This window comes from Vagococcus bubulae, assembly GCF_003950315.1.
Lineage (GTDB): Bacteria > Bacillota > Bacilli > Lactobacillales > Vagococcaceae > Vagococcus > Vagococcus bubulae.
Genome location: NZ_NGJT01000006.1, coordinates 21,800 through 40,801, shown reverse-complemented (window position 1 = coordinate 40,801; position 19,002 = coordinate 21,800). Strand labels below are relative to the sequence as shown.

Below are 19,002 nucleotides of genomic sequence, written 5' to 3'. Positions count from 1 at the left end.
TATGGCGAAAAAATATACAAGAAGATATGGTTACCAACGTAAATTAACGTTACCCGTATTTTTAGGAGCAGTGCTTTTAGTTGTTGGGCTAATTGTTTTTTTATTAAGTTTGGGAGGGTTAAGTGACACAACACCAGTAGCTCAGTCTGATGCGGATAATTCAATAGATAAGCAAGCGTTTATTGCTGAAATTGTACCTGTTGCTAAAGAAATGCAAGCAAGTCATGGCATTATGCCAAGCATTATACTAGCACAAGCAATTTTAGAATCAGATTGGGGTACAAGTGAGTTGAGTGCTAAATACAATAATTTATTTGGTATTAAGTCATTTAGCTCAAATGATCATTCAGTAAAACTTGAAACCAAAGAATATAAAGATGGTAAGTGGGAGACAATCAAGGCTAATTTTAAAGTATACGCAAGTTGGTCAGATTGTATTAGAGATCACACGTTACTATTTGTTCAAGGTGTGGACTGGGATCCGTATCTATATCAAGGTGTGTTGTTAGCAGATGATTATCAAACTGCAGCAAAAGCCTTACAAGTTGCTGGATACGCAACAGACCCAGGTTATGCTGAAAAGTTAGTGTCATTAATTAAAGAATATAATCTAGATCAATATGATCAATAAAATTGAACTTTAATGGCGTAATTAAAGTTCAATTTGTTTATGGAGGAGAAATAAAATGCATCGAGAAAAACGAATTGCCCCTGAAATTGTGACAAATCTAAGAAAAGATTTGATTCATGTACCAAGTGTTATAAGAAATTGTTCAGGAATAAAAATTTATGGAAAGCGAATTAAATCAATTTGCTATTCAACAGACATCGCAATTATTCGAAATATTGATGCGGATGCGGTTATTGCAGTATATCCTTTTACACCACATCCAACTATTACAAAAGCAATTATCGAGTCAGCAGATGTTCCAGTATTCTCTGGTGTAGGTGGCGGGTTAACGCAAGGAAATCGTTCAGTGAATATGAGCATGTTCGCAGAAGCAAATGGCTCATTGGGAGTTGTAGTCAATGCACCAACACCTAAAGAGACAATTTATGATATTTCGCAGACAATTGATATTCCAATTATTGGGACAGTGACTTCTGAGTTTACTGATATTGATGAAAAAATTGCGGCAGGAGTTCAAATTTTGAATGTCAGTGGTGGAAAACACACCGCACATATTGTTCGAACGATTCGTGAAAGATATCCATTGTTTCCAATTATGGCAACAGGTGGTCCAACAGAAGAGTCTATTATGGAAACCATTGAAGCAGGAGCTAATGCCATTACATATACGCCACCTTCAAACGGTATGCTTTTTAGCAAAAAGATGCAAAATTATCGAGCAGTTGAACGTGAAGAAAATAATGAAAATTAATATTTTAGTCAATTAATTGAATCATTGTACAAAAAAACGTAGATTTACATTTAAATCTACAAAATTTTCGTGTAGAATATAAAAGGTAGAGAATTAAAATAAATTTAAAGTTATAACATATTTAGGAGAGAATAAAATGGAATTAATCAGACAACAAGAATTTGTACAAACATATCATTATGACGCCTTAGCACAAGGACATAATGAGGAAACATCTATTAGTGTAAGTTTAAATCCTTTTGAAATTACTGAGGAAATGAATATTGACGCAAGTAATAATTCAATTTTAGGATTAAGAGTAGAATTTAAAATTGTATTAGAAAATAATATTGCTGTTAGTGGTGATGTGGCACAATTTGTCCAAACTGTGGGAAGAAAAGTGGATAAAATTGAAGATTTAACACAAGAAGAGGTAAATACACTGGTTCGACCATTGTTTTTACTTATCGAGCGATTAACTTTTGAAGTAACAGAGATTGCTTTAGACAAACCAGGTGTACAACTTAACTTCTCTCAAGAGGGATAACAAATATTAAAAAAAGTGTTGTTGTTAAACAACACTTTTTTAGTATAATGACATTGTCTGACAAATAAGTTTAGCCTTTAGTTTTTTTAACGAACATTTAAAAGTATTTGTTGTAAAGAAAGATGTCATAAAGCCAAATAAATGAGGTATAAGAATGAATAGACAAACAGAAAAATACGATGAGATAATAAGTAGTTTACAACGAGAATTCATTGAACAAGATTTAATCATGCAAAAATGGGGTGAAAACCAAGAAAAAGAGCAAATGGTATTGATGAATCAGCTAAGTTTAATTGAACAAGAAAACAAGCAACTTCAAGAGCATCTAAATAAAATAAATCAAAATAAACGACAGATGGAAGAATTAAATGTTTATCTATCACGTGAAATAGAGCAAAAAGAACAATTTATGCAAAAAATAAATGAGTATGAAAACCAAATGTTAGTTTATACAGACATGATAGAAAAAGCTAATGTGCAAATTGAAGTATTAAGCTCAGATAATACCAAAACCAAACATAATTTGAAATCAGCCTTGAGAGAAAAAAAGAAAATTTCTGGAAAATATGAGAAGAAAAAGGAAGAATACAAGTTTTTAGAAAAGGAATTAATTAAAACCAAAGAGCTATTTCAAATATTAGAAAAAGAAAAGCAATCACTTTTGCAAGATATGAATATAAAAGTAGAAGAATTTATTACATTAGAAAATAAAGTAAAAGAGTTAGAAAAATTAAATAATAAAATGTTGGTGTTGTTTGAAGAAGATCAGAAAAAAAATGAACAATTAGTACAAGATAAAGTAAGTGAATTAGCTTCTGCAGAACAAAAAATTCAAGAGCTTGAGAAAAAAAATAAAGAGTTAATTACCATTATAGAAAATGAGCGAAAAGAAAAAACAAGAATTATTAAAAGTTTGCAGAGTAAAGAACCTGAAGAAGTAATAAGTCAAAGTGTTGTGACAGAAATAAGTGATTCGCCTATGTTAAGGAATAACTTAACAGAATATGATGATCCTAAAGAGAAAAAAAATACAACACCAATCGCTGAGCCAATAGTAAAAAAAGAAGCCAACTCAGTAATAAATGATCCTAAAGAGAAAGTTAAAACTAAAAATCTTAACAAAGAACAATTAGAGATAGTTAATTTATTTGTGTCAGCTGATCGAACTGAAAGAATGGAAGTTAGGGTACCAGTAGATAAGTATAAAGAATACTGCTTAGCCTTAAAATTTTTAGAATATCGATGGTATCAAGCAAACACGAATCAAATAGAGACTAAAGGCGAAAGTGATTTGGCATGGAGTGAAATCTATGTTGAAGAGTCAGCAGAATTCTTTGAAGAATTAGAAAAAATCGTCAAGATACCAATGTTATCAAAAAAATATGTTATGATGGATAAGGAAGTAATGTTACGTTTGAAAGCTTATAAAGCATTAGCTGACTATATAGAAAGACATTATTTTAAAAGTTAAGATATATTTATAGGGAGACGGCAGAATAATTATGCAAGACACACAAGTTTTTGATATTTTAGAAAAAGAGTTACCAAACATAAAAAGAAAACAAATAGATACCGTATTACACTTATTAAGTGAAGGAAATACGGTTCCTTTTATTGCGCGCTATCGTAAAGAGCAAACGGGAAGTCTTGATGAAGTTGAGATTCGAGAAATTGAAGAACGTCATGCTTATATCGAGGGACTGGTTAAACGTAAAGAAGAAGTGATTCGTTTAATTAGTGAACAAGGAAAATTAACGAAAGATTTAGAAAAAAAAATCAATGCTGCGAAAAAAATGCAACGAGTAGAAGATTTGTATCGACCATTTAAGCAAAAGAGACGTACTAAAGCGACTATTGCTAAAGAAAATGGGTTAGAGCCTTTTGCAAATTGGTTGCTAACTTTTCCTAAAGAAGGAAGCATTGATGAGGAAGCTACAAAATATATTAATGAAGAACATCATATTTTAACAACAGAAGATGTATTAATGGGAGCACATGAAATTATCGCAGAAGTGATTAGTGATGAGCCGTCTTACCGTGAATGGTTACGGGATATGACGAAACAAACAGGTCTTTATACTACAAAAGTAAAAGATAAATCATTGGATGAGAAAAGCGTGTATGAAATGTATTATGACTTTTCAGAACCTATGAAAAAAATGGTGTCACATAGAGTGCTTGCGACAAACCGTGGCGAAAAAGAGGGCGTGCTGAAAGTTGCGATTGAAATAGATAGCAACCGTGTGTATCAGTATTTTGAACGTCATTTAATTAAGAGTGACACAAGTATTGCGACACCTTATATTCGTGCAGCTTATGAAGATAGCTATAAACGATTTATAGGACCAGCAATTGAGCGAGAAATCCGGAATGAATTGACTGAAAAAGCAGATGAACAAGCTATTACTATTTTTGGCGAAAATTTAAAAAATTTATTATTACAACCGCCTTTAAAAGGAAAAGTTGTATTAGGGTTTGATCCAGCTTATCGAACAGGATGTAAATTAGCGATTGTTGATCAAACAGGTAAATTATTAGCTGTGCATGTCATTTATCCACATAAACCAGCAAATGCAAAAAAACGCGAAGAAGCTAAACCAGAGTTTATTAAATTATTAGAGGAATACCAAGTTGAAATGGTTGCAATCGGTAATGGAACAGCTAGCCGTGAATCAGAAGCATTTGTATCAGATTGCCTAAAAGAAATGAAACGTCCAGTTTTTTATGTAATCGTCAATGAAGCAGGTGCGTCAGTTTATTCAGCCAGTGATACGGCACGAGAAGAGTTTCCTGACTTACAAGTTGAAGAACGAAGTGCTGTTAGTATTGGTCGCCGCTTGCAAGATCCGTTAGCAGAATTAGTGAAAATTGATCCAAAAGCAGTTGGAGTGGGGCAATACCAACATGATGTGTCACAAAAACGCTTAGGAGAAAAACTTGATTTCGTCATTGAAATGGTCGTTAACCAAGTCGGAGTAAATGTTAACACAGCAAGTGCTCAACTACTACAACATGTGGCTGGATTAAATAAAACAACAGCGAAAAACATTGTGATTTATCGCGAAGAAAACGGTGAATTTACTAGCCGTACTAACTTGAAAAAAGTACCACGCTTAGGACCAAAAGCCTACGAGCAATCAATCGGATTTTTACGTATTCCAAATGCTAAAAATATTTTAGATACAACGGGAATTCATCCTGAAAGTTATGGATTAGTAAAACAGTTGCTAGAAGAATTAGCGATTGATATATCTGAAATTGGCACAGATGAAACAAATGAAAAATTAGAAAAAGTATCAGTTGATAAAATGAGTGAGACGTTATCGATTGGTAAAGAAACACTAGAAGATGTAATTAAGGCTTTAAGACAACCAGGACGAGATATGCGTGATGATTTAGCAGCGCCAATTTTAAGAAAAGATATTCTTAAAATGGAAGATTTAAAACCTGGGATGCAATTAGAAGGAACAGTCCGAAATGTGGTCGATTTTGGTGCGTTTGTGGATATTGGGGTGAAGCAAGATGGATTGGTTCATATCTCAAAATTAAGTCAATCTTATATTAAACACCCAACAGATGCTGTTGCAGTCGGAGACGTGGTAACGGTATGGATTGTTGACGTAGATGTCCAAAAACAACGTATTACGTTAACGATGATTGAACCAACGAAAAAATAAGGAGAGAGTATCGATGAATGAGGTGGCGTTACAAACATTAGTAGAAGATGTTTCTCTTACATATTTTGGTAAACCATTTCTTCATCAAGCTTCTTTCAATAAGCGATTGAAAACAACTGGTGGAAGGTATCATTTAGCCTCCCATCAGTTAGATTTTAATCCTAAAATATTAGCGGTTTATGATGAACACGTACTGATAGGGATTATTAAGCACGAACTCTGTCATTATCATCTTCATTTAGAAAATAAGGGTTATCAACATAAAGACAAAGAGTTTAAAGAGTTACTCAAACAAGTTGATGGGTTACGATTTACACCACCACTTTGTGAAAAGAAACAATCAAAGCTTTACATGATTGAATGTTGTCAGTGTCATAAACAGTTTCAACGAAAGAAACGTTTGAATTTAGCAAAGTATCGTTGTCAGTGTGGTGGAAAATTAGTCTATTTAACAAAATAATGAAAATATAGTGGCAACCACTAAGTATTATATGGTAAAATAACACTACGATTAGCGAGAATGTCGGAATTGGCAGACGAGCAAGACTAAGGATCTTGTGAAGAGTATTCTTCGTGAGGGTTCAAGTCCCTTTTCTCGCATATTGATTGGGTATCAGGTCTATTGATCTGGTACTTTTTTTATAGACGAAAAGGAATGAGAAAAGTTGATAGAAATAGGTCTAACAACATTTAAAGAGCATGGTAAATTATTGAACAAATCATTTTTAACGCTATCTGACTATGCCTCTTTATTTCCAGTGGTAGAAATGAATACCTCTTTTTATGGGATTAAACAATCAACTGTTAGCCAAAAATGGGTAGAGGAAACACCTGAAAGTTTTTCATTTAGTGTTAAAGCGTTCAAAGTCATGACGAAACACGCCAAGCTAGAAGAGTTTTATCAAAGTGAAGAAGAGATGGATGACGCATTTAAATTGTTTTTAACGCCTTTGATTCAACAAAATCGCTTATCAACGATACTGTGTCAATTTCCAAGTTTCTTTATTTGTAATAAACAAAACGTGGAATATCTTCGTAAGTTAAGGTTACGTTTCAAAGAATTTCCCATGGCAATTGAATTTCGAAGTGGAACATGGTACAACGAATCTGTCAAACAAGATATGATTGAGTTTATGAAACAATATCACTACACATTAGTGACAGTAGATGAACCACAAGTCGCTCATCATTCGGTGCCATTTTTACCTAAAGTAACCACAGAAGATTATGCTTATTTGAGATTACATGGAAGAAATAAACGCTACTGGACAGAAAAATCAGGAGATTGGCGAAAAAAGCGAACACTCTATCGTTATTCAGATTTGGAGTTAAATGAATTGGCAAAGGACATCAAACAAATAGAAGCTGAAAAAACAGTGGTTGTGTTTAATAATAATTCAGGTGGCGATGCAGGTGAAAATGCCCTAACTTTAAAAAATAAGTTAGCAATTGATTATAAAGGGTTGAATCCGACTCAATTAAATTTATTTTAAAAATATTTCACAAAAAGACAAAATTGTTTGCTAAATAAATGAATACCTTAAATGAACATGCTATAATATCAATGCTTTTTATCGATATAGGAGAGTAATCAAATGGTTACTCTCTTTTTTTGTTTCATAATTTTGCGTTTTTCTGTGAGAGCCTTTACTATGTGTGATGTCGATAAGCAGTACCGTATACGTAAAGGAGTCGAAAAAGTGATTCAATTAAAAAAAGTGAGAAAATCTTATGGTGACTTTCATTTAAGAGATATCACTTTAACAATAAATGAAGGCGTTATTTATGGAATAGTGGGAGAAAGTGGTTCGGGAAAGTCTACACTATTAAGTATCTTAAATTTAACCACACCAATTGATGAGGGAGAACTAGTTATTGATGGGGTACACTGTGAAACATTGACTAAAAGTCAGCAACGCGCGTTAAAACAAGAAATGGGTATGATTTTTCAGGAGTATCACTTATTAAACAATTTGACCGTACTTGAAAATGTTCATCTGCCATTAAAATTAAAAGGGATAAAAGATATTACGAAGGCTATCTATTGGTTAGAAAAAGTAGGTCTTTCAGGGTATCACACAAGCTATCCTTCTCAATTAAGTGGTGGGCAAAAACAACGAGTAGCGTTAGCCAGAGCATTAGTGACAAAACCTAAATACATTTTACTAGATGAAGCAACCAGTGCACTAGATGAGTATAACGCACAGTTGATTTTACAAGTATTGACGGAAGTTCACACTGAGTATCAACCTACCATTATTTTTGTTAGTCACGATTTGGATAAAATTAAAACATTTTGCCAGGAGTGTTTGATTTTAGATAAAGGAAATATTAGTCATATTGTAAATGTGACTCATCATAGAAAAGATGAATTGTTGGCATCTTATCCTGAAAAAGCATTCAGGAGGTTAACAACATGACATCTATAACGCATGCGATGATTTATTTTCCAGAACTGATGTTAGCTCTTAAACAAACATTGTATATGATTGGTGTCAGTATGATGATTGGTTCATTAGTAGGTTTAATAATCGGAACGAGTTTATTTTTATGTCGAGGAAAAGAAACATGGCAAAAAAAGTTGGTATATAATATGGCATCCAGTTATGTCAATATTATTCGTTCATTTCCTTTTCTATTATTGGTCGTGATGTTAATTCCACTTACTAGAGTAATTGTGGGAACAGGATTTGGTCCAAAGTCAGCTTCTGTATCGTTAAGTTTAGTTGCGATTGCCATCTTTGCTAGACTTTGCGAACAAGTGCTACTAGATATTCCAAATAGTGTGTTGATTTTATCTGATTCACTAGGCGTGAGTTTATGGCAAAAAGTGATTCATTTTTTATGGTTAGAAGCAAGAAGTGGTCTTGTATTAAGTGCCACATCCATGTTAATTAGTTTGGTATCTTATTCGACTGTAATGGGGGTAGTCGGTGGTGGAGGAATTGGAGACTTCGCCATTCGATATGGCTACCAACGTTATGAATATACGGTCATGATGATGGCTATTGTGATGATGATTGTATTGGTTGGATTAATTCAGTTAGTAGGGTATAAAATAGCAAAAAAATTAGATAAAAGGACGTTGTCATAATGAAAAAAAGTTTAAAGTATTCAGTATTATTAGGGTTAACATTAGGGTTAGTGGCGTGTGGAAAAGCTCAAGAAAGTAAAAAAGAAGACACACCAAAAGAAGATAAAATCATTAAAGTGGCTTCTCAAGCACCACCAATGACTGACATTGTAACTGTTGCAAAAGAAGAAGCGAAAAAAGATGGTTGGGATATTGAATTGGTACAAGTGACAGATAACATTCAATACAATGAAATGTTAAAAAGTAAAGAAGTGGATGCGAACTTTGCTCAACATAAACCATATATGATGAAATTTAATCAAGAAAAAGATGCAAACTTAGTCGTGATTCAACCAATCTATAATGCAAAAGTTGGTTATTATTCAAAAGATTATAAATCAGTAGAGGAAATACCAAATAACGCTAAAATTGCGATACCAAGTGATGTGTCTAATGAAGGTCGTGCGTTAGCTATCTTAAATGAAAAAGGCTTAATCACGCTAAAAGAGGGGGTTGGATTTAACGGGACACTTAAAGATATTGAACAAAATCCAAAAGAATTAGAGTTTTTATCAGTTGATTTATTAAACTTAGCAGAAGCTTATAATGAAAAAGATGTTGCGATGGTATACAATTACCCAGCTTATATCGCAAAAGTTGGATTAACACCAGATGATGCCATTTTATTAGAAAATACAGTGGATGAAAGATTTGCGATTTCTTTAGTTGCCAGAGAAGATAATGAAAAATCTGAAAAAATTCAAGCACTGAAAAAAGCGATGACAAGTAAAGCGGTAAAAGATTACATAGAAAAAGAGCATAGTAAAACAGCCATTCCAGCATTTTAATATGTCCCCACCTTTTATATGATAAGAGGTGGGGTATTTTCTAGTTAAAAACTTGATAAGGAGAGAAAAGCTATGACAAGTGAAACCATCGAATTAATCCAAGGAAAAAAGGGAATAGAACTACCAGTTGAAACAGGGAACTGGGTATTACTAAAAGAAGAAGGGTATTCACCTATTCAGACATTGGTAGCTTCTGTTGGGAGCTGTGGCGCTTATGTGTACCAATCCATTTTGAATAAATCACATATTCCTTTTACGTTTGAAAAGACAATCGTGACATATACAAGAGATAGTGAACGACAAAGTCATCCAGTTAATTCGATTGCCATTCATTTTGAATTAAGTGTTCCTCTTGAGTTTCAAGAACGTGCCAATCGAAGTTTAAAACTAATTAAAAAGAATTGCCCTGTCATTCAGTCACTTGGTACCGAAATAAATATTGTCGAAACAGCAACATTTAAATAAAAAGACAGTTACAACTGGCAAATTTGTCAAAGTTGTAACTTTTTTTATACTACTGGATAAAAAAACATCTTTTTAATTGCTAAAGTTGAAATAGATAAGTTATACTTAAACAGGAACATGAATCATTAGTAGGCACTTTAAAGGTCAAAGAATGAAAAAATGACTTTTTTAGAATAAACTAGTGATAGAAAGTAGTGAATGTGCTATAATCTTTCTTAGATGTAAATTTTCTAATATATTGATCAATTGTATGAAAAAGAGGTTTTAAGTGTACTTAAAACAGACATTTAGTCCTCGTATTTCTGGTGAGTCGAAAGGGTAGTGGTCACAAACATATATGGAGGAAATTTCATGAATACTAAAACCTGGTTGTGGGTATTACTTTTTGTAATTATCCTAGCAGTAGCTGCTTACCTAGTTGCGTTCTTTATGAAACGCAGAAATCAAGACAAATTGGAGGAGTTGGAGCAACGTAAAATCGCGTTATTCGACCTACCAGTGATTGAAGAAGTGGATGAAGTAAAGAAAATGCACTTAGTAGGCCAAAGCCAAAATACATTTAGGGAATGGAACCAAAAATGGATTGATATATCTACCATATCTTTTGCTGAACTAGAAAGCCTAATTTTTGAAATTGAAAACTTAAATGAGACCTATCGCTTAATGAAGGTTAAAGAAGCCATTGTAGAAGCTAATGACACGTTGACTGGAATGGAAAAAGAAGTTGAAGAAATTCGTCAAGGGCTAAAGGAATTACGTGAAAGTGAAGAACGTAACTCCGAAGCAGTCCAAAAAGCACTAGATGCTTATGAGTCAATTAGTGATACAGTATCTGAAAATCCTGAAAAATACGGTGTCTCTTATAGTGAACTAGAAAAACAAATTCAAAATGTTGAACGTGATTTTACTCAATTTGTTGCATTAAATACAGCAGGTGATCCAATGGAAGCACGTACTGTATTAGAAAATGCTGAAAAGAGAACGTATGAAATCCAAACAATTGTAGAGCAAATTCCACCTTTAGTTGACACATTAACTAATGTGTTTCCAAAACAATTAAAGGAAATAAAAGAAGGCTATGAAACATTGAAAAAAGACCACTATGTATTTGAAAACGATGTGGTGGCTGTGAATGTTGAAAAACTAGAAACCAAAGTTGATTCAACATTATCTAATTTAGAAAAATTAGAAATTGAAAATGTTTCAAAATTAAACACTGAAATTGCTAAAGAAATTGATCATTTGTATGACATTATGGAGAAAGAGATTTCTTCAAGAGTGTATGTTAATGATAATAAAGCAAAACTAAAAAGCCTATTGGAACATGCCGACAAAAACAATCATTTATTAATGATTGAATTGGATCATGTCTCTCAAAGTTATATTTTAAATAACAACGAATTGGGAAGCGTCAGAGGTTTCCAAGCTCAGATGGAAGAAATACAAAAAGAATTTGACGAAACTGAAGAAAAAATGAAAAATAAAGATGCAATTTTCTCACAAGTTGCTTCTTTTTACCGCGAGAGTCTAGCCCAATTGAAAGATATCGAAAATGGGCAAGTTGAGATAGGCCGTTCGATTAAGGACTTTGCTCCTAGAGAACGTCAAGCTATCGAAAAAATTGATGACTATGAATTAGAATTGCGTATGTTAAAACGCTATGTTGAAAAACAACGCTTACCTGGAATACCAAGCAGTTATTTAGAATTTTTCTTTGTAACTGGAGAACGAATCGAAGAACTAAGCCAAGAGCTTAATAAAATTAGAATAGATATGAATCATATCGATCGCTTAGTTGATGTATGTGATGAAGACATGCGCACGCTTCGTGAAAAAACGAATGAGTTGATTGATAGTGCTGCTTTAACAGAGCAAATGATTCAGTACGCTAACCGTTTCCGTTTCTCTCATCCAGATATAAAACACGCAATTGATCGCAGTTTGAGTTTATTCTCAAGAGAGCATCAATACAAAGATGCTTTAGATGTTATTTCTGAAGCGATTGAACGAATCGAACCAGGAGCAACAGAACGTATTAGAAAATATTATTTTGATAATAAAGAGACAACAGTCTAAGAATAAAAGTCCAAGAAAGCCAAATGTGTTTTCTTGGTTTTTTATTTTGTCATTAGGTAAAGTTGATGATTTAATAGTAGCACGTTATAATGAGTAAGGAATTTTTAAGAAAGAGTGACGATATGATATATTTTGATAATAGTGCCACAACCATGATTCATCCACAAGTATTAGATACCTATAATAAAGTGAGTCAGCGTTTTATAGGAAATCCATCAAGTTTACACCGTTTAGGTCAACAAGCGTCCGTGTTATTAGAGAAATCACGCACTCAAATAGCAGAGTTACTGGGAGTCAATGCGTCCGAAATATTTTTTACCAGTGGTGGGACAGAAGGAAATAATTGGGTTTTAAAAGGAACTGCGATAGAAAAACGTCCTTTTGGCAATCACATTATTGTGTCAAGTGTGGAACATCCATCTGTTTCTAATACAGCGAAACAACTAGAAGAACTTGGGTTTAAAGTGTCTTTTTGTCCCGTTGATAGAAATGGAATGATTGATTGCAATGACTTAAAACAATTAATCACTGAAGAAACTATTTTAGTGTCAACCGTTGTAGTGAATAGTGAAGTAGGTATGGTTCAACCGATTAAAGAGATTAGTACATTATTGGAAAATTATCCATCGATTCATTATCATGTGGATGCTGTTCAAGCCATCACTAAATTACCTGTTGATAAATTTTTAACTCCCCGTGTGGATTTCATGACGTGTTCTGCTCACAAATTTCAAGGACCAAGAGGGATTGGATTTGTTTATTGGCGAAGTGGAGCAAAGTTATCTCCTTTATTGACTGGTGGAGGACAAGAACATAATAAACGCAGTGGAACAGAAAATACACCAGCAATTGTTGCCATGGCAAAAGCGATGCGTATTGCGACAGATGATCAAGAGATGAAAGAACAAAAAATTCGTCATCTAAAAAATGCCTTAGCAACAGGATTGCAACAGTACAAACATGTGACGATTTTTTCTTCATTAGATGATGAGTCATCAGCCCCTCATATTCTGACATTTGGGTTAAAAAAAGTTCGCGGTGAAGTATTAGTTCACGCATTTGAAGACAAAGATATTTATATTTCGACAACGAGTGCCTGTTCAAGTCGTCAAAAAACTGATAGTAGCACACTTCATGCAATGGGCGTTACGCATCAATATGCAGAAACGGCCGTTCGTGTCAGTTTAAATCATCAAAATACCATGGCGGAAGTGGAACAATTTTTAGTGATTTTTAATCAATTATACAAAAAGTTTTCGAAAATCTATTTGTAAGAGGAGCCCCAAATGAAAGCAACAGAAATTATGATTCGTTATGGCGAGTTATCAACAAAAGGAAAAAACAGACGTATTTTTATTAATCAATTAGCCTATAATGTGAAACAAAGTTTGCATGCTTACCCAAATGTAAAAGTAAGAGCAGATAGAGACAGGATGCATTTGATTTTAAATGGCGAAGATGATCGATTGGTTATGAAACAATTAAAACCTATTTTTGGTATTCAAAGTTTTTCACCAGTAGTTCGGTTAGAAAAAGACACTGAGTTAATTTGTCAAACAGCAGTCGAGATGGTAAAAGATATTTGGAAACCAGGAAAAACGTTTAAAGTACAAAGTAGACGCTCAGATAAGGGATTTATTTGGGATAGTAATGATATCAATAAAGAAGTAGGAGCTGCTATTTTTCATGGCATTGATGGTATTGAGGTCAAAATGGTTCAGCCAGATATTCGTATGGAAGTAGAAGTTCGTAATGAAGCAGCGTATTTATCTTGTGAAACGATTTATGGCGCTGCTGGGTTACCAGTTGGTTCAAGTGGTAAAGGCATGTTGATGCTATCAGGAGGGATTGATTCACCAGTTGCTGGCTATTTAGCAATGAAACGTGGGGTAGAAATAGAAGCAGTCCATTTTTATAGTCCTCCATATACAAGTGAGCAATCATTAAATAAAGCCAAAGACTTAGCCGTTAAATTAACGCCATATGTTGGTCAAATAGAATTTATTACAGTACCATTCACGGAAATTCAAGAAGAAATTAAAAGAGGGATTCCACAAGGCTATTGGATGACTGTGACAAGACGTTTTATGTTACGATTAACTGATAAAATCAGAGAAAAGCGTCAAGGTTTGGCGATTGTCAATGGGGAGTCATTAGGACAAGTTGCCTCTCAAACAATGTACAGTATGTTAGCAATTAACGATGTGACAACAACCCCAATTATTCGTCCAGTTATTACAATGGATAAATCTGAAATCATTGACATTGCTGAAAAAATTGATACATTCACGTTAGCAACACAGCCATTTGAAGATTGCTGTACGATTTTTGCCCCACCAGAGCCAAAAACCAAACCAAAAGTGGATAAAGTTCGTCAGTACGAAGAAAGATTGGATATTGATGGGTTAGTTGAAAGAGCATTAGAAGGAATTATTGTTGAAGAAGTTAAATCAAGTGATACCTTTTTACAAACAAGTACACAAGAGATGGATGATCTATTTTAAAAGTAAAAAAAGAAGTGGAATCGTCCACTTCTTTTTTGTATTATGCCCATTCGCCATTTCTAAATACAGGAACGCGTGAGCCATCTTTTTTAATCCCATCAATATTCATTTTATTTGAACCAACCATAAAATCAACATGGGTTTGACTACGATTTAATCCAGCTTCAGCTAATTCATCTTCAGTCATGTCAGTACCACCTTCAATATTAAAAGCGTAAGCACTACCTAAAGCTAAATGATTTGAAGCATTCTCGTCGAATAATGTGTTAAAGAATGTAATACCTGATTGAGAAATTGGAGAGCTATCAGGCACAAGAGCCACTTCACCTAAACTTTTAGCTCCTTCATCTGTTTCTAATAATTTTTTCAAGACATCTTCGCCTTTTTCAGCAGTCACATCAACAACTTTTCCCTCTTTAAAAGTAAATACCATGTTTTCAATTGTATTTCCAGCATAACTTAATGGTTTAGTGCTTGAAACAACGCCGTCAATTCTGCGACGATCAGGTGCAGTAAACACTTCTTCAGTAGGCATATTCGCCATGAAACGTTCGCCACGTGCGTTTTTACTACCAGCACCTTCCCAATGATGATGTTCTGGAAGACCAATCACTAAGTCAGTTCCTGGAGCAGTGTAATGTAGAGCGTCAAATTGTTGGGCATTTAATTCAGCTGCTTTTGTTTCCAACGTTTTATCATGCTTATGCCAAGCTTCGATTGGATCAGCTTCGTACATACGACATGCTTTGAAAATAGCATCCCATAAAGCATCGACTTGTTCTTCGTTAGAAGACAACTCTGGGAAAACTTTTTTAGCCCAGTCACTACCAGCGGCTGCAACAACAGTCCAACTTAATTTATTTGCTTGAGTAGCTTGTCTAAGTGGCATCATCGCTTTTCCGTTAACTGATTGGAAAGTAGCTAAACGTTCTCCATCCACACCAGAAAAAGCGTCCGGATTTTGAGAAACCACACTAATACGACTTGCCCCTTTTTCTACCCAATCATTTGCTTCTTCTATCTTATAGTGAGGCACAGTTGAAATGACTTCATCATCAGCATGTAAGAAAAATTCTCTGTTGATTGTATCGTCAGACCATTGCACAACAACTTGTTTAGCTCCTAATTTATAAGCTTCTTTTACAATATAACGAGCTAATGGTGCTTGCTCTACTTGTATATTTAATACTACTGTGTGTGAATCAGAGACATTGACACCCACTTTAGTAATTAATTCGGCATATTTTTGTAATAAATGATCAAAATTATTTAAAACCATCGTATCATCCTCCAAGTACATTAATAGTATTATCTTAGCATAGGAAGGTGTTTCGGACAAACGAAATCAAGTATGAAACTTGTTTTTGTAATCGTATTCACTAGTTATTTTGTAAAATGTGATTTTTTTATCAAAAAAATCTATGTTTTTTGATAGATACTCTTGTTTGATGAGTAGTTCGTGTTATAATGTAATTAAATAACTATAGCGTGGCATGCAATGTTCGTATTATAAACATTTTAAGAACAAAGGGGAGATTTTTATGGCAAGAAAGAAAACAATTACACGAGAACACATATTAGCTGCCGTGTATGAAGTTGTTTCAACAGAAGGGTTCAGTGGCTTTACTGCAAGAAATATTGCGAATAAAATGAAAACATCCACTCAACCAATTTATTTAGAGTTTAAAAATATGGATGAGCTAAGAAATGTTTTTATTGATAGAGTGACTGCAGGTCTTAGAAATGAAGTATACGAACGTAGATTTACAGATGATTGTATCGTGGATTTAACGATTAACTATGTTAAATTTGCTTCAGAGAATAGTGTGTTTTATAAATCATTATTTGTTGATAATCATGAAAGTGGAGAAAAATTAAATAAATTTAGTCATGATTTGTTTTTTGAAAAAGTTAACAGTGATGAAAAATATAGCAAATTAAGCACTGAAGTAAAAGAAGCTATTTTTACTAATTGTTGGGTAATGAGTGTTGGGTTATCTTCTCTTGCTGCATCTAAAAGAGCTAATCCGACAAATGAAGAGTTAGAACACATGATTAAAAATATGATTAATATGTCTATCGAGCATCCTGATGTGACGTTAACTAGATAAACAAAAACAGGAAATGTTATTTCCTGTTTTTGTTAGTTATCTAAATGTTGGATTAAGGAATCAGCAAAAGCTTCAAGAGCAACAATGTCCTCTTCTTCGGCGGCTAAGTCGACCTTAACAGACTCAGCGCCTTTTTTTGCGCCTGTTGATTGAAAGGCTTTATCAAATTGATCCACGACTTGGCAAAAGCACGGATAAAAGGTATCCCCAGAACCAACAACACCATATATTTTACCTGATAAGTCTAGTTCCAATAAATCTTCGTAAAAATCAGCGATTTCATCTGGAACAAGTAAATCATCATAAGTGTAACTTCCGACAATGCAAATATCAGCATCTAAAAAATCATCAGCGTCTACTTGTGTGCATTCATTTATTTCAACATCTATTCCTTTTTCTTCTAATTGTTCAGCGACAATATCAGCAATTTCTTCTGTGTTTCCCGTCAGACTTGCATAAACTATTTTTGCAACAGCCATTTTTTTCCTCTTTCCTGTGAATTAATCATCTAGAGAAATTATAACAAATACAAGATAGTTTTCAATACCTTTATCTGTCTGGAATTTTGTCGAATGCTTGCCTTTATGCTAGAATAGGGGAGCAAAGAATGAAAGGGAGCGAAAAAGAAAAATGATTACATTAAAATCAGCACGAGAAATAGATGAGATGGAAAAATCAGGGCAACTATTAGCAAGCGTTCATGAAGCGTTACGTGATTTTATTAAACCAGGTGTTACAAGTTGGGATATCGAAGTATTTGTTCGAGATATGATTGAAAAAAATGGTGGTATCGCGGCACAAATTGGCTATGAAGGATATGAGTATGCAACATGTTGCAGTATTAATGATGAAATTTGTCATGGATTCCCTAGAAAAACACCACTTAAAGACGGTGATTTAATCAAAGTGGATATGTGTATTGACTTAAAAGGGGCAATGTCTGATTCATGTTGGGCATATGTTGTAGGAGAGTCAACACCTGAGATTGATAAATTAATGGAAGTAACAAAAAAAGCATTGTATTTAGGAATTGAACAAGCCAAAGTTGGCAATCGTATTGGCGACATTGGTCATGCCATTCAAACATATGTTGAAGGTGAAGACTTGTCTGTAGTACGTGATTTTATAGGTCATGGTATTGGACCAACAATTCATGAAGCACCATCTGTTCCTCACTACGGCCAAGCAGGAAAAGGACCACGTTTGAAAGAAGGCATGGTGATTACGATTGAGCCTATGGTAAATACAGGAACTTGGCAAATGAAAATGGATAATAATGGTTGGACTGCTAGAACAAAAGATGGTGGATTAAGTTGCCAGTATGAGCATACTATCGCTATAACAGAAGATGGACCAAGAATTTTAACTTTACAAGATGAATAGGAGCGCTTAAAAGAATGGGAAAAACAAAAGAAAAGAGGGATTGGCGATCGTTTCTTAAAGATTTTTTACTAACATTGAAACAATCTGATGTGAGAATCTATTCGATTGTTGTGACATATTATATGTTACTTTCTTTTTTCCCACTTCTTATTGTAATCGGGAACACATTACCCTATTTAAATATTGATGATGCCGCGTTGTATCCGTACATTCAAGAACTATTGCCACCTGATATATATCGGATTCTAAAAGATACCATACAAGATTTACTGAGTAATAGTAATGGTGGATTGTTATCAATATCAGCATTAGGAACATTTTGGGCAATTAGTAAGGGGATTAACGCGATTCGTATCAGCCTAGATAATGCTTACGGTGTCTCAAAAGGGAAAGTTCAGATTGTTAGACGAGTATTGTCGTTTTTTATGATATTTCTTCTAATGTTAGCTTTAGTAATCTTGATGTTTGTGATGGGATTTGGTCAAGTGATAATAGAACATGTCATACCTATACTAGGATTACCGGATGATAATATTTTAGCGACATTCCAAACACTTCGTTGGCCAGTGACGATTTCAGTATTGTTTGTAGTCATGACATGCATTTATTATTTTTTACCAAGTGCGAAGATTCATTTTACAACTATATTATATGGAGCAGTTTTTACATCCATAGCATGGATGGCTGTGACGCAACTATTTAGTCTCTACGTGACTCATTTTTCAGGTCGATTATCTAGTTATGGTATTATTGGTGGGTTTATCTTATTTATGTTTTGGTTAAATATTGCAGCTTCAGTTATCATAATTGGTGGAGTATTAAATGTAACCATTGAGCGATTACGTTATGGACGAATTCAACCAAGAGAAAGTTTCGTTGGAAATTATGTTGAAAGTACTATGCAAAAAGTAAAAGAAAAAAGAGATGAAAAAAAGAAAGACAACTCTGTTAATTAAC

19 protein-coding genes and 1 tRNA gene are annotated in these 19,002 nt (G+C 33.8%); 18 read left to right on the top strand and 2 right to left on the bottom strand.

The features are described from left to right. The first annotated feature begins 1 nt into the window (after nt 1). The 15 genes from CBF36_RS04610 to thiI all read left to right on the top strand — a co-directional run bounded on the left by CBF36_RS04610 (nt 2) and on the right by thiI (nt 14,551). Entirely contained in the window at nt 2–631 is a 630-nt protein-coding gene (locus CBF36_RS04610; protein ID WP_125957034.1) for a glycoside hydrolase family 73 protein, read from the top strand. 55 nt (nt 632–686) lie between these two features. After that, on the top strand, nt 687–1,382 hold the full coding sequence (locus CBF36_RS04605; RefSeq protein ID WP_125957033.1) for a beta/alpha barrel domain-containing protein: 696 nt from the start codon (nt 687–689) through the stop codon (nt 1,380–1,382). A 136-nt stretch (nt 1,383–1,518) separates the two neighbouring features. Next, nucleotides 1,519–1,908 carry a DUF1149 family protein gene (locus tag CBF36_RS04600; protein WP_125957031.1) on the top strand — a complete coding sequence of 130 codons (390 nt, stop codon included), beginning with the start codon at nt 1,519–1,521 and terminating at the stop codon, nt 1,906–1,908. Nucleotides 1,909–2,062: 154 nt separating this feature from the next. Then, nucleotides 2,063–3,379: a coiled-coil domain-containing protein gene (locus tag CBF36_RS04595; RefSeq protein ID WP_125957029.1), complete on the top strand. Its 1,317-nt coding sequence runs from the start codon at nt 2,063–2,065 to the stop codon at nt 3,377–3,379. A gap of 31 nt (nt 3,380–3,410) precedes the next feature. Then, nucleotides 3,411–5,585, top strand: a complete 2,175-nt coding sequence (locus tag CBF36_RS04590; RefSeq protein ID WP_125957028.1) for a Tex family protein — start codon at nt 3,411–3,413, stop codon at nt 5,583–5,585. A gap of 13 nt (nt 5,586–5,598) precedes the next feature. Continuing rightward, a complete protein-coding gene (locus CBF36_RS04585) occupies nt 5,599–6,045 on the top strand; it encodes a SprT family protein (RefSeq protein WP_125957026.1) in 447 nt (148 codons plus the stop codon). Between the two features lie 54 nt (nt 6,046–6,099). Further along, a tRNA-Leu gene (locus CBF36_RS04580) sits at nt 6,100–6,185 on the top strand. A 65-nt stretch (nt 6,186–6,250) separates the two neighbouring features. After that, complete coding sequence (locus tag CBF36_RS04575) at nt 6,251–7,078, top strand: DUF72 domain-containing protein (RefSeq protein WP_125957025.1); 828 nt, start codon at nt 6,251–6,253, stop codon at nt 7,076–7,078. A 159-nt stretch (nt 7,079–7,237) separates the two neighbouring features. Further along, nucleotides 7,238–8,005, top strand: coding sequence for an ABC transporter ATP-binding protein (locus CBF36_RS04570; protein WP_165865381.1), 768 nt, complete (start codon nt 7,238–7,240; stop codon nt 8,003–8,005). Continuing rightward, nucleotides 8,002–8,679, top strand: coding sequence for a methionine ABC transporter permease (locus CBF36_RS04565; RefSeq protein WP_125957021.1), 678 nt, complete (start codon nt 8,002–8,004; stop codon nt 8,677–8,679). Before CBF36_RS04570 ends, CBF36_RS04565 begins: the two co-directional genes overlap by 4 nt. Beyond that, the gene (locus CBF36_RS04560; protein ID WP_125957019.1) at nt 8,679–9,506 is read left to right on the top strand and encodes a MetQ/NlpA family ABC transporter substrate-binding protein; all 828 of its coding nucleotides are present in this window, start codon (nt 8,679–8,681) and stop codon (nt 9,504–9,506) included. Before CBF36_RS04565 ends, CBF36_RS04560 begins: the two co-directional genes overlap by 1 nt. 72 nt (nt 9,507–9,578) lie before the next feature. After that, nucleotides 9,579–9,971 (top strand): OsmC family protein, encoded by a 393-nt coding sequence (locus tag CBF36_RS04555; RefSeq protein WP_125957017.1) that lies wholly within the window; start codon nt 9,579–9,581, stop codon nt 9,969–9,971. 351 nt (nt 9,972–10,322) lie between these two features. Further along, complete coding sequence (locus CBF36_RS04550) at nt 10,323–12,047, top strand: septation ring formation regulator EzrA (RefSeq protein WP_125957015.1); 1,725 nt, start codon at nt 10,323–10,325, stop codon at nt 12,045–12,047. 122 nt (nt 12,048–12,169) lie between these two features. Continuing rightward, nucleotides 12,170–13,321, top strand: coding sequence for a cysteine desulfurase family protein (locus CBF36_RS04545; RefSeq protein ID WP_125957014.1), 1,152 nt, complete (start codon nt 12,170–12,172; stop codon nt 13,319–13,321). 12 nt (nt 13,322–13,333) lie between these two features. Next, nucleotides 13,334–14,551, top strand: a complete 1,218-nt coding sequence (gene thiI, locus CBF36_RS04540) for a tRNA uracil 4-sulfurtransferase ThiI (protein ID WP_125957012.1) — start codon at nt 13,334–13,336, stop codon at nt 14,549–14,551. Nucleotides 14,552–14,591: 40 nt separating this feature from the next. Here thiI and CBF36_RS04535 read toward each other — a convergent pair whose 3' ends face one another. Then, complete coding sequence (locus CBF36_RS04535; protein WP_125957011.1) at nt 14,592–15,830, bottom strand: aminopeptidase; 1,239 nt, start codon at nt 15,828–15,830, stop codon at nt 14,592–14,594. 262 nt (nt 15,831–16,092) lie between these two features. Between CBF36_RS04535 and CBF36_RS04530 the strand changes: the two genes are divergently transcribed. Continuing rightward, nucleotides 16,093–16,662, top strand: coding sequence for a TetR/AcrR family transcriptional regulator (locus CBF36_RS04530; RefSeq protein WP_165865380.1), 570 nt, complete (start codon nt 16,093–16,095; stop codon nt 16,660–16,662). A gap of 32 nt (nt 16,663–16,694) precedes the next feature. On the opposite strand, the gene CBF36_RS04525 is transcribed toward CBF36_RS04530, so the two are convergent. Beyond that, nucleotides 16,695–17,141 carry a flavodoxin gene (locus tag CBF36_RS04525; RefSeq protein WP_125957007.1) on the bottom strand — a complete coding sequence of 149 codons (447 nt, stop codon included), beginning with the start codon at nt 17,139–17,141 and terminating at the stop codon, nt 16,695–16,697. 151 nt (nt 17,142–17,292) lie between these two features. On the opposite strand from CBF36_RS04525, the gene map reads away from it, so the two are divergent. Continuing rightward, the gene (gene map, locus CBF36_RS04520) at nt 17,293–18,045 is read left to right on the top strand and encodes a type I methionyl aminopeptidase (protein ID WP_125957005.1); all 753 of its coding nucleotides are present in this window, start codon (nt 17,293–17,295) and stop codon (nt 18,043–18,045) included. A 14-nt stretch (nt 18,046–18,059) separates the two neighbouring features. Further along, nucleotides 18,060–19,001 (top strand): YihY/virulence factor BrkB family protein, encoded by a 942-nt coding sequence (locus CBF36_RS04515; protein WP_125957004.1) that lies wholly within the window; start codon nt 18,060–18,062, stop codon nt 18,999–19,001. Nucleotide 19,002 lies beyond the last annotated feature (1 nt).

Excerpts from the sequence above, each read along its gene's own strand:
- CBF36_RS04530 (WP_165865380.1), top strand. The coding sequence starts at position 16,093 with ATGGCAAGAAAGAAAACAATTACACGAGAACACATATTAGCTGCCGTG.
- CBF36_RS04570 (WP_165865381.1), top strand. The coding sequence starts at position 7,238 with ATGTGTGATGTCGATAAGCAGTACCGTATACGTAAAGGAGTCGAAAAA.
- CBF36_RS04595 (WP_125957029.1), top strand. The coding sequence starts at position 2,063 with ATGAATAGACAAACAGAAAAATACGATGAGATAATAAGTAGTTTACAA.
- CBF36_RS04565 (WP_125957021.1), top strand. The coding sequence starts at position 8,002 with ATGACATCTATAACGCATGCGATGATTTATTTTCCAGAACTGATGTTA.
- CBF36_RS04610 (WP_125957034.1), top strand. The coding sequence starts at position 2 with ATGGCGAAAAAATATACAAGAAGATATGGTTACCAACGTAAATTAACG.
- CBF36_RS04555 (WP_125957017.1), top strand. The coding sequence starts at position 9,579 with ATGACAAGTGAAACCATCGAATTAATCCAAGGAAAAAAGGGAATAGAA.
- CBF36_RS04585 (WP_125957026.1), top strand. The coding sequence starts at position 5,599 with ATGAATGAGGTGGCGTTACAAACATTAGTAGAAGATGTTTCTCTTACA.
- CBF36_RS04550 (WP_125957015.1), top strand. The coding sequence starts at position 10,323 with ATGAATACTAAAACCTGGTTGTGGGTATTACTTTTTGTAATTATCCTA.
- CBF36_RS04545 (WP_125957014.1), top strand. The coding sequence starts at position 12,170 with ATGATATATTTTGATAATAGTGCCACAACCATGATTCATCCACAAGTA.
- CBF36_RS04605 (WP_125957033.1), top strand. The coding sequence starts at position 687 with ATGCATCGAGAAAAACGAATTGCCCCTGAAATTGTGACAAATCTAAGA.
- CBF36_RS04600 (WP_125957031.1), top strand. The coding sequence starts at position 1,519 with ATGGAATTAATCAGACAACAAGAATTTGTACAAACATATCATTATGAC.
- CBF36_RS04525 (WP_125957007.1), bottom strand. The coding sequence starts at position 17,141 with ATGGCTGTTGCAAAAATAGTTTATGCAAGTCTGACGGGAAACACAGAA.
- thiI (WP_125957012.1), top strand. The coding sequence starts at position 13,334 with ATGAAAGCAACAGAAATTATGATTCGTTATGGCGAGTTATCAACAAAA.
- CBF36_RS04590 (WP_125957028.1), top strand. The coding sequence starts at position 3,411 with ATGCAAGACACACAAGTTTTTGATATTTTAGAAAAAGAGTTACCAAAC.
- CBF36_RS04515 (WP_125957004.1), top strand. The coding sequence starts at position 18,060 with ATGGGAAAAACAAAAGAAAAGAGGGATTGGCGATCGTTTCTTAAAGAT.
- CBF36_RS04560 (WP_125957019.1), top strand. The coding sequence starts at position 8,679 with ATGAAAAAAAGTTTAAAGTATTCAGTATTATTAGGGTTAACATTAGGG.
- map (WP_125957005.1), top strand. The coding sequence starts at position 17,293 with ATGATTACATTAAAATCAGCACGAGAAATAGATGAGATGGAAAAATCA.
- CBF36_RS04535 (WP_125957011.1), bottom strand. The coding sequence starts at position 15,830 with ATGGTTTTAAATAATTTTGATCATTTATTACAAAAATATGCCGAATTA.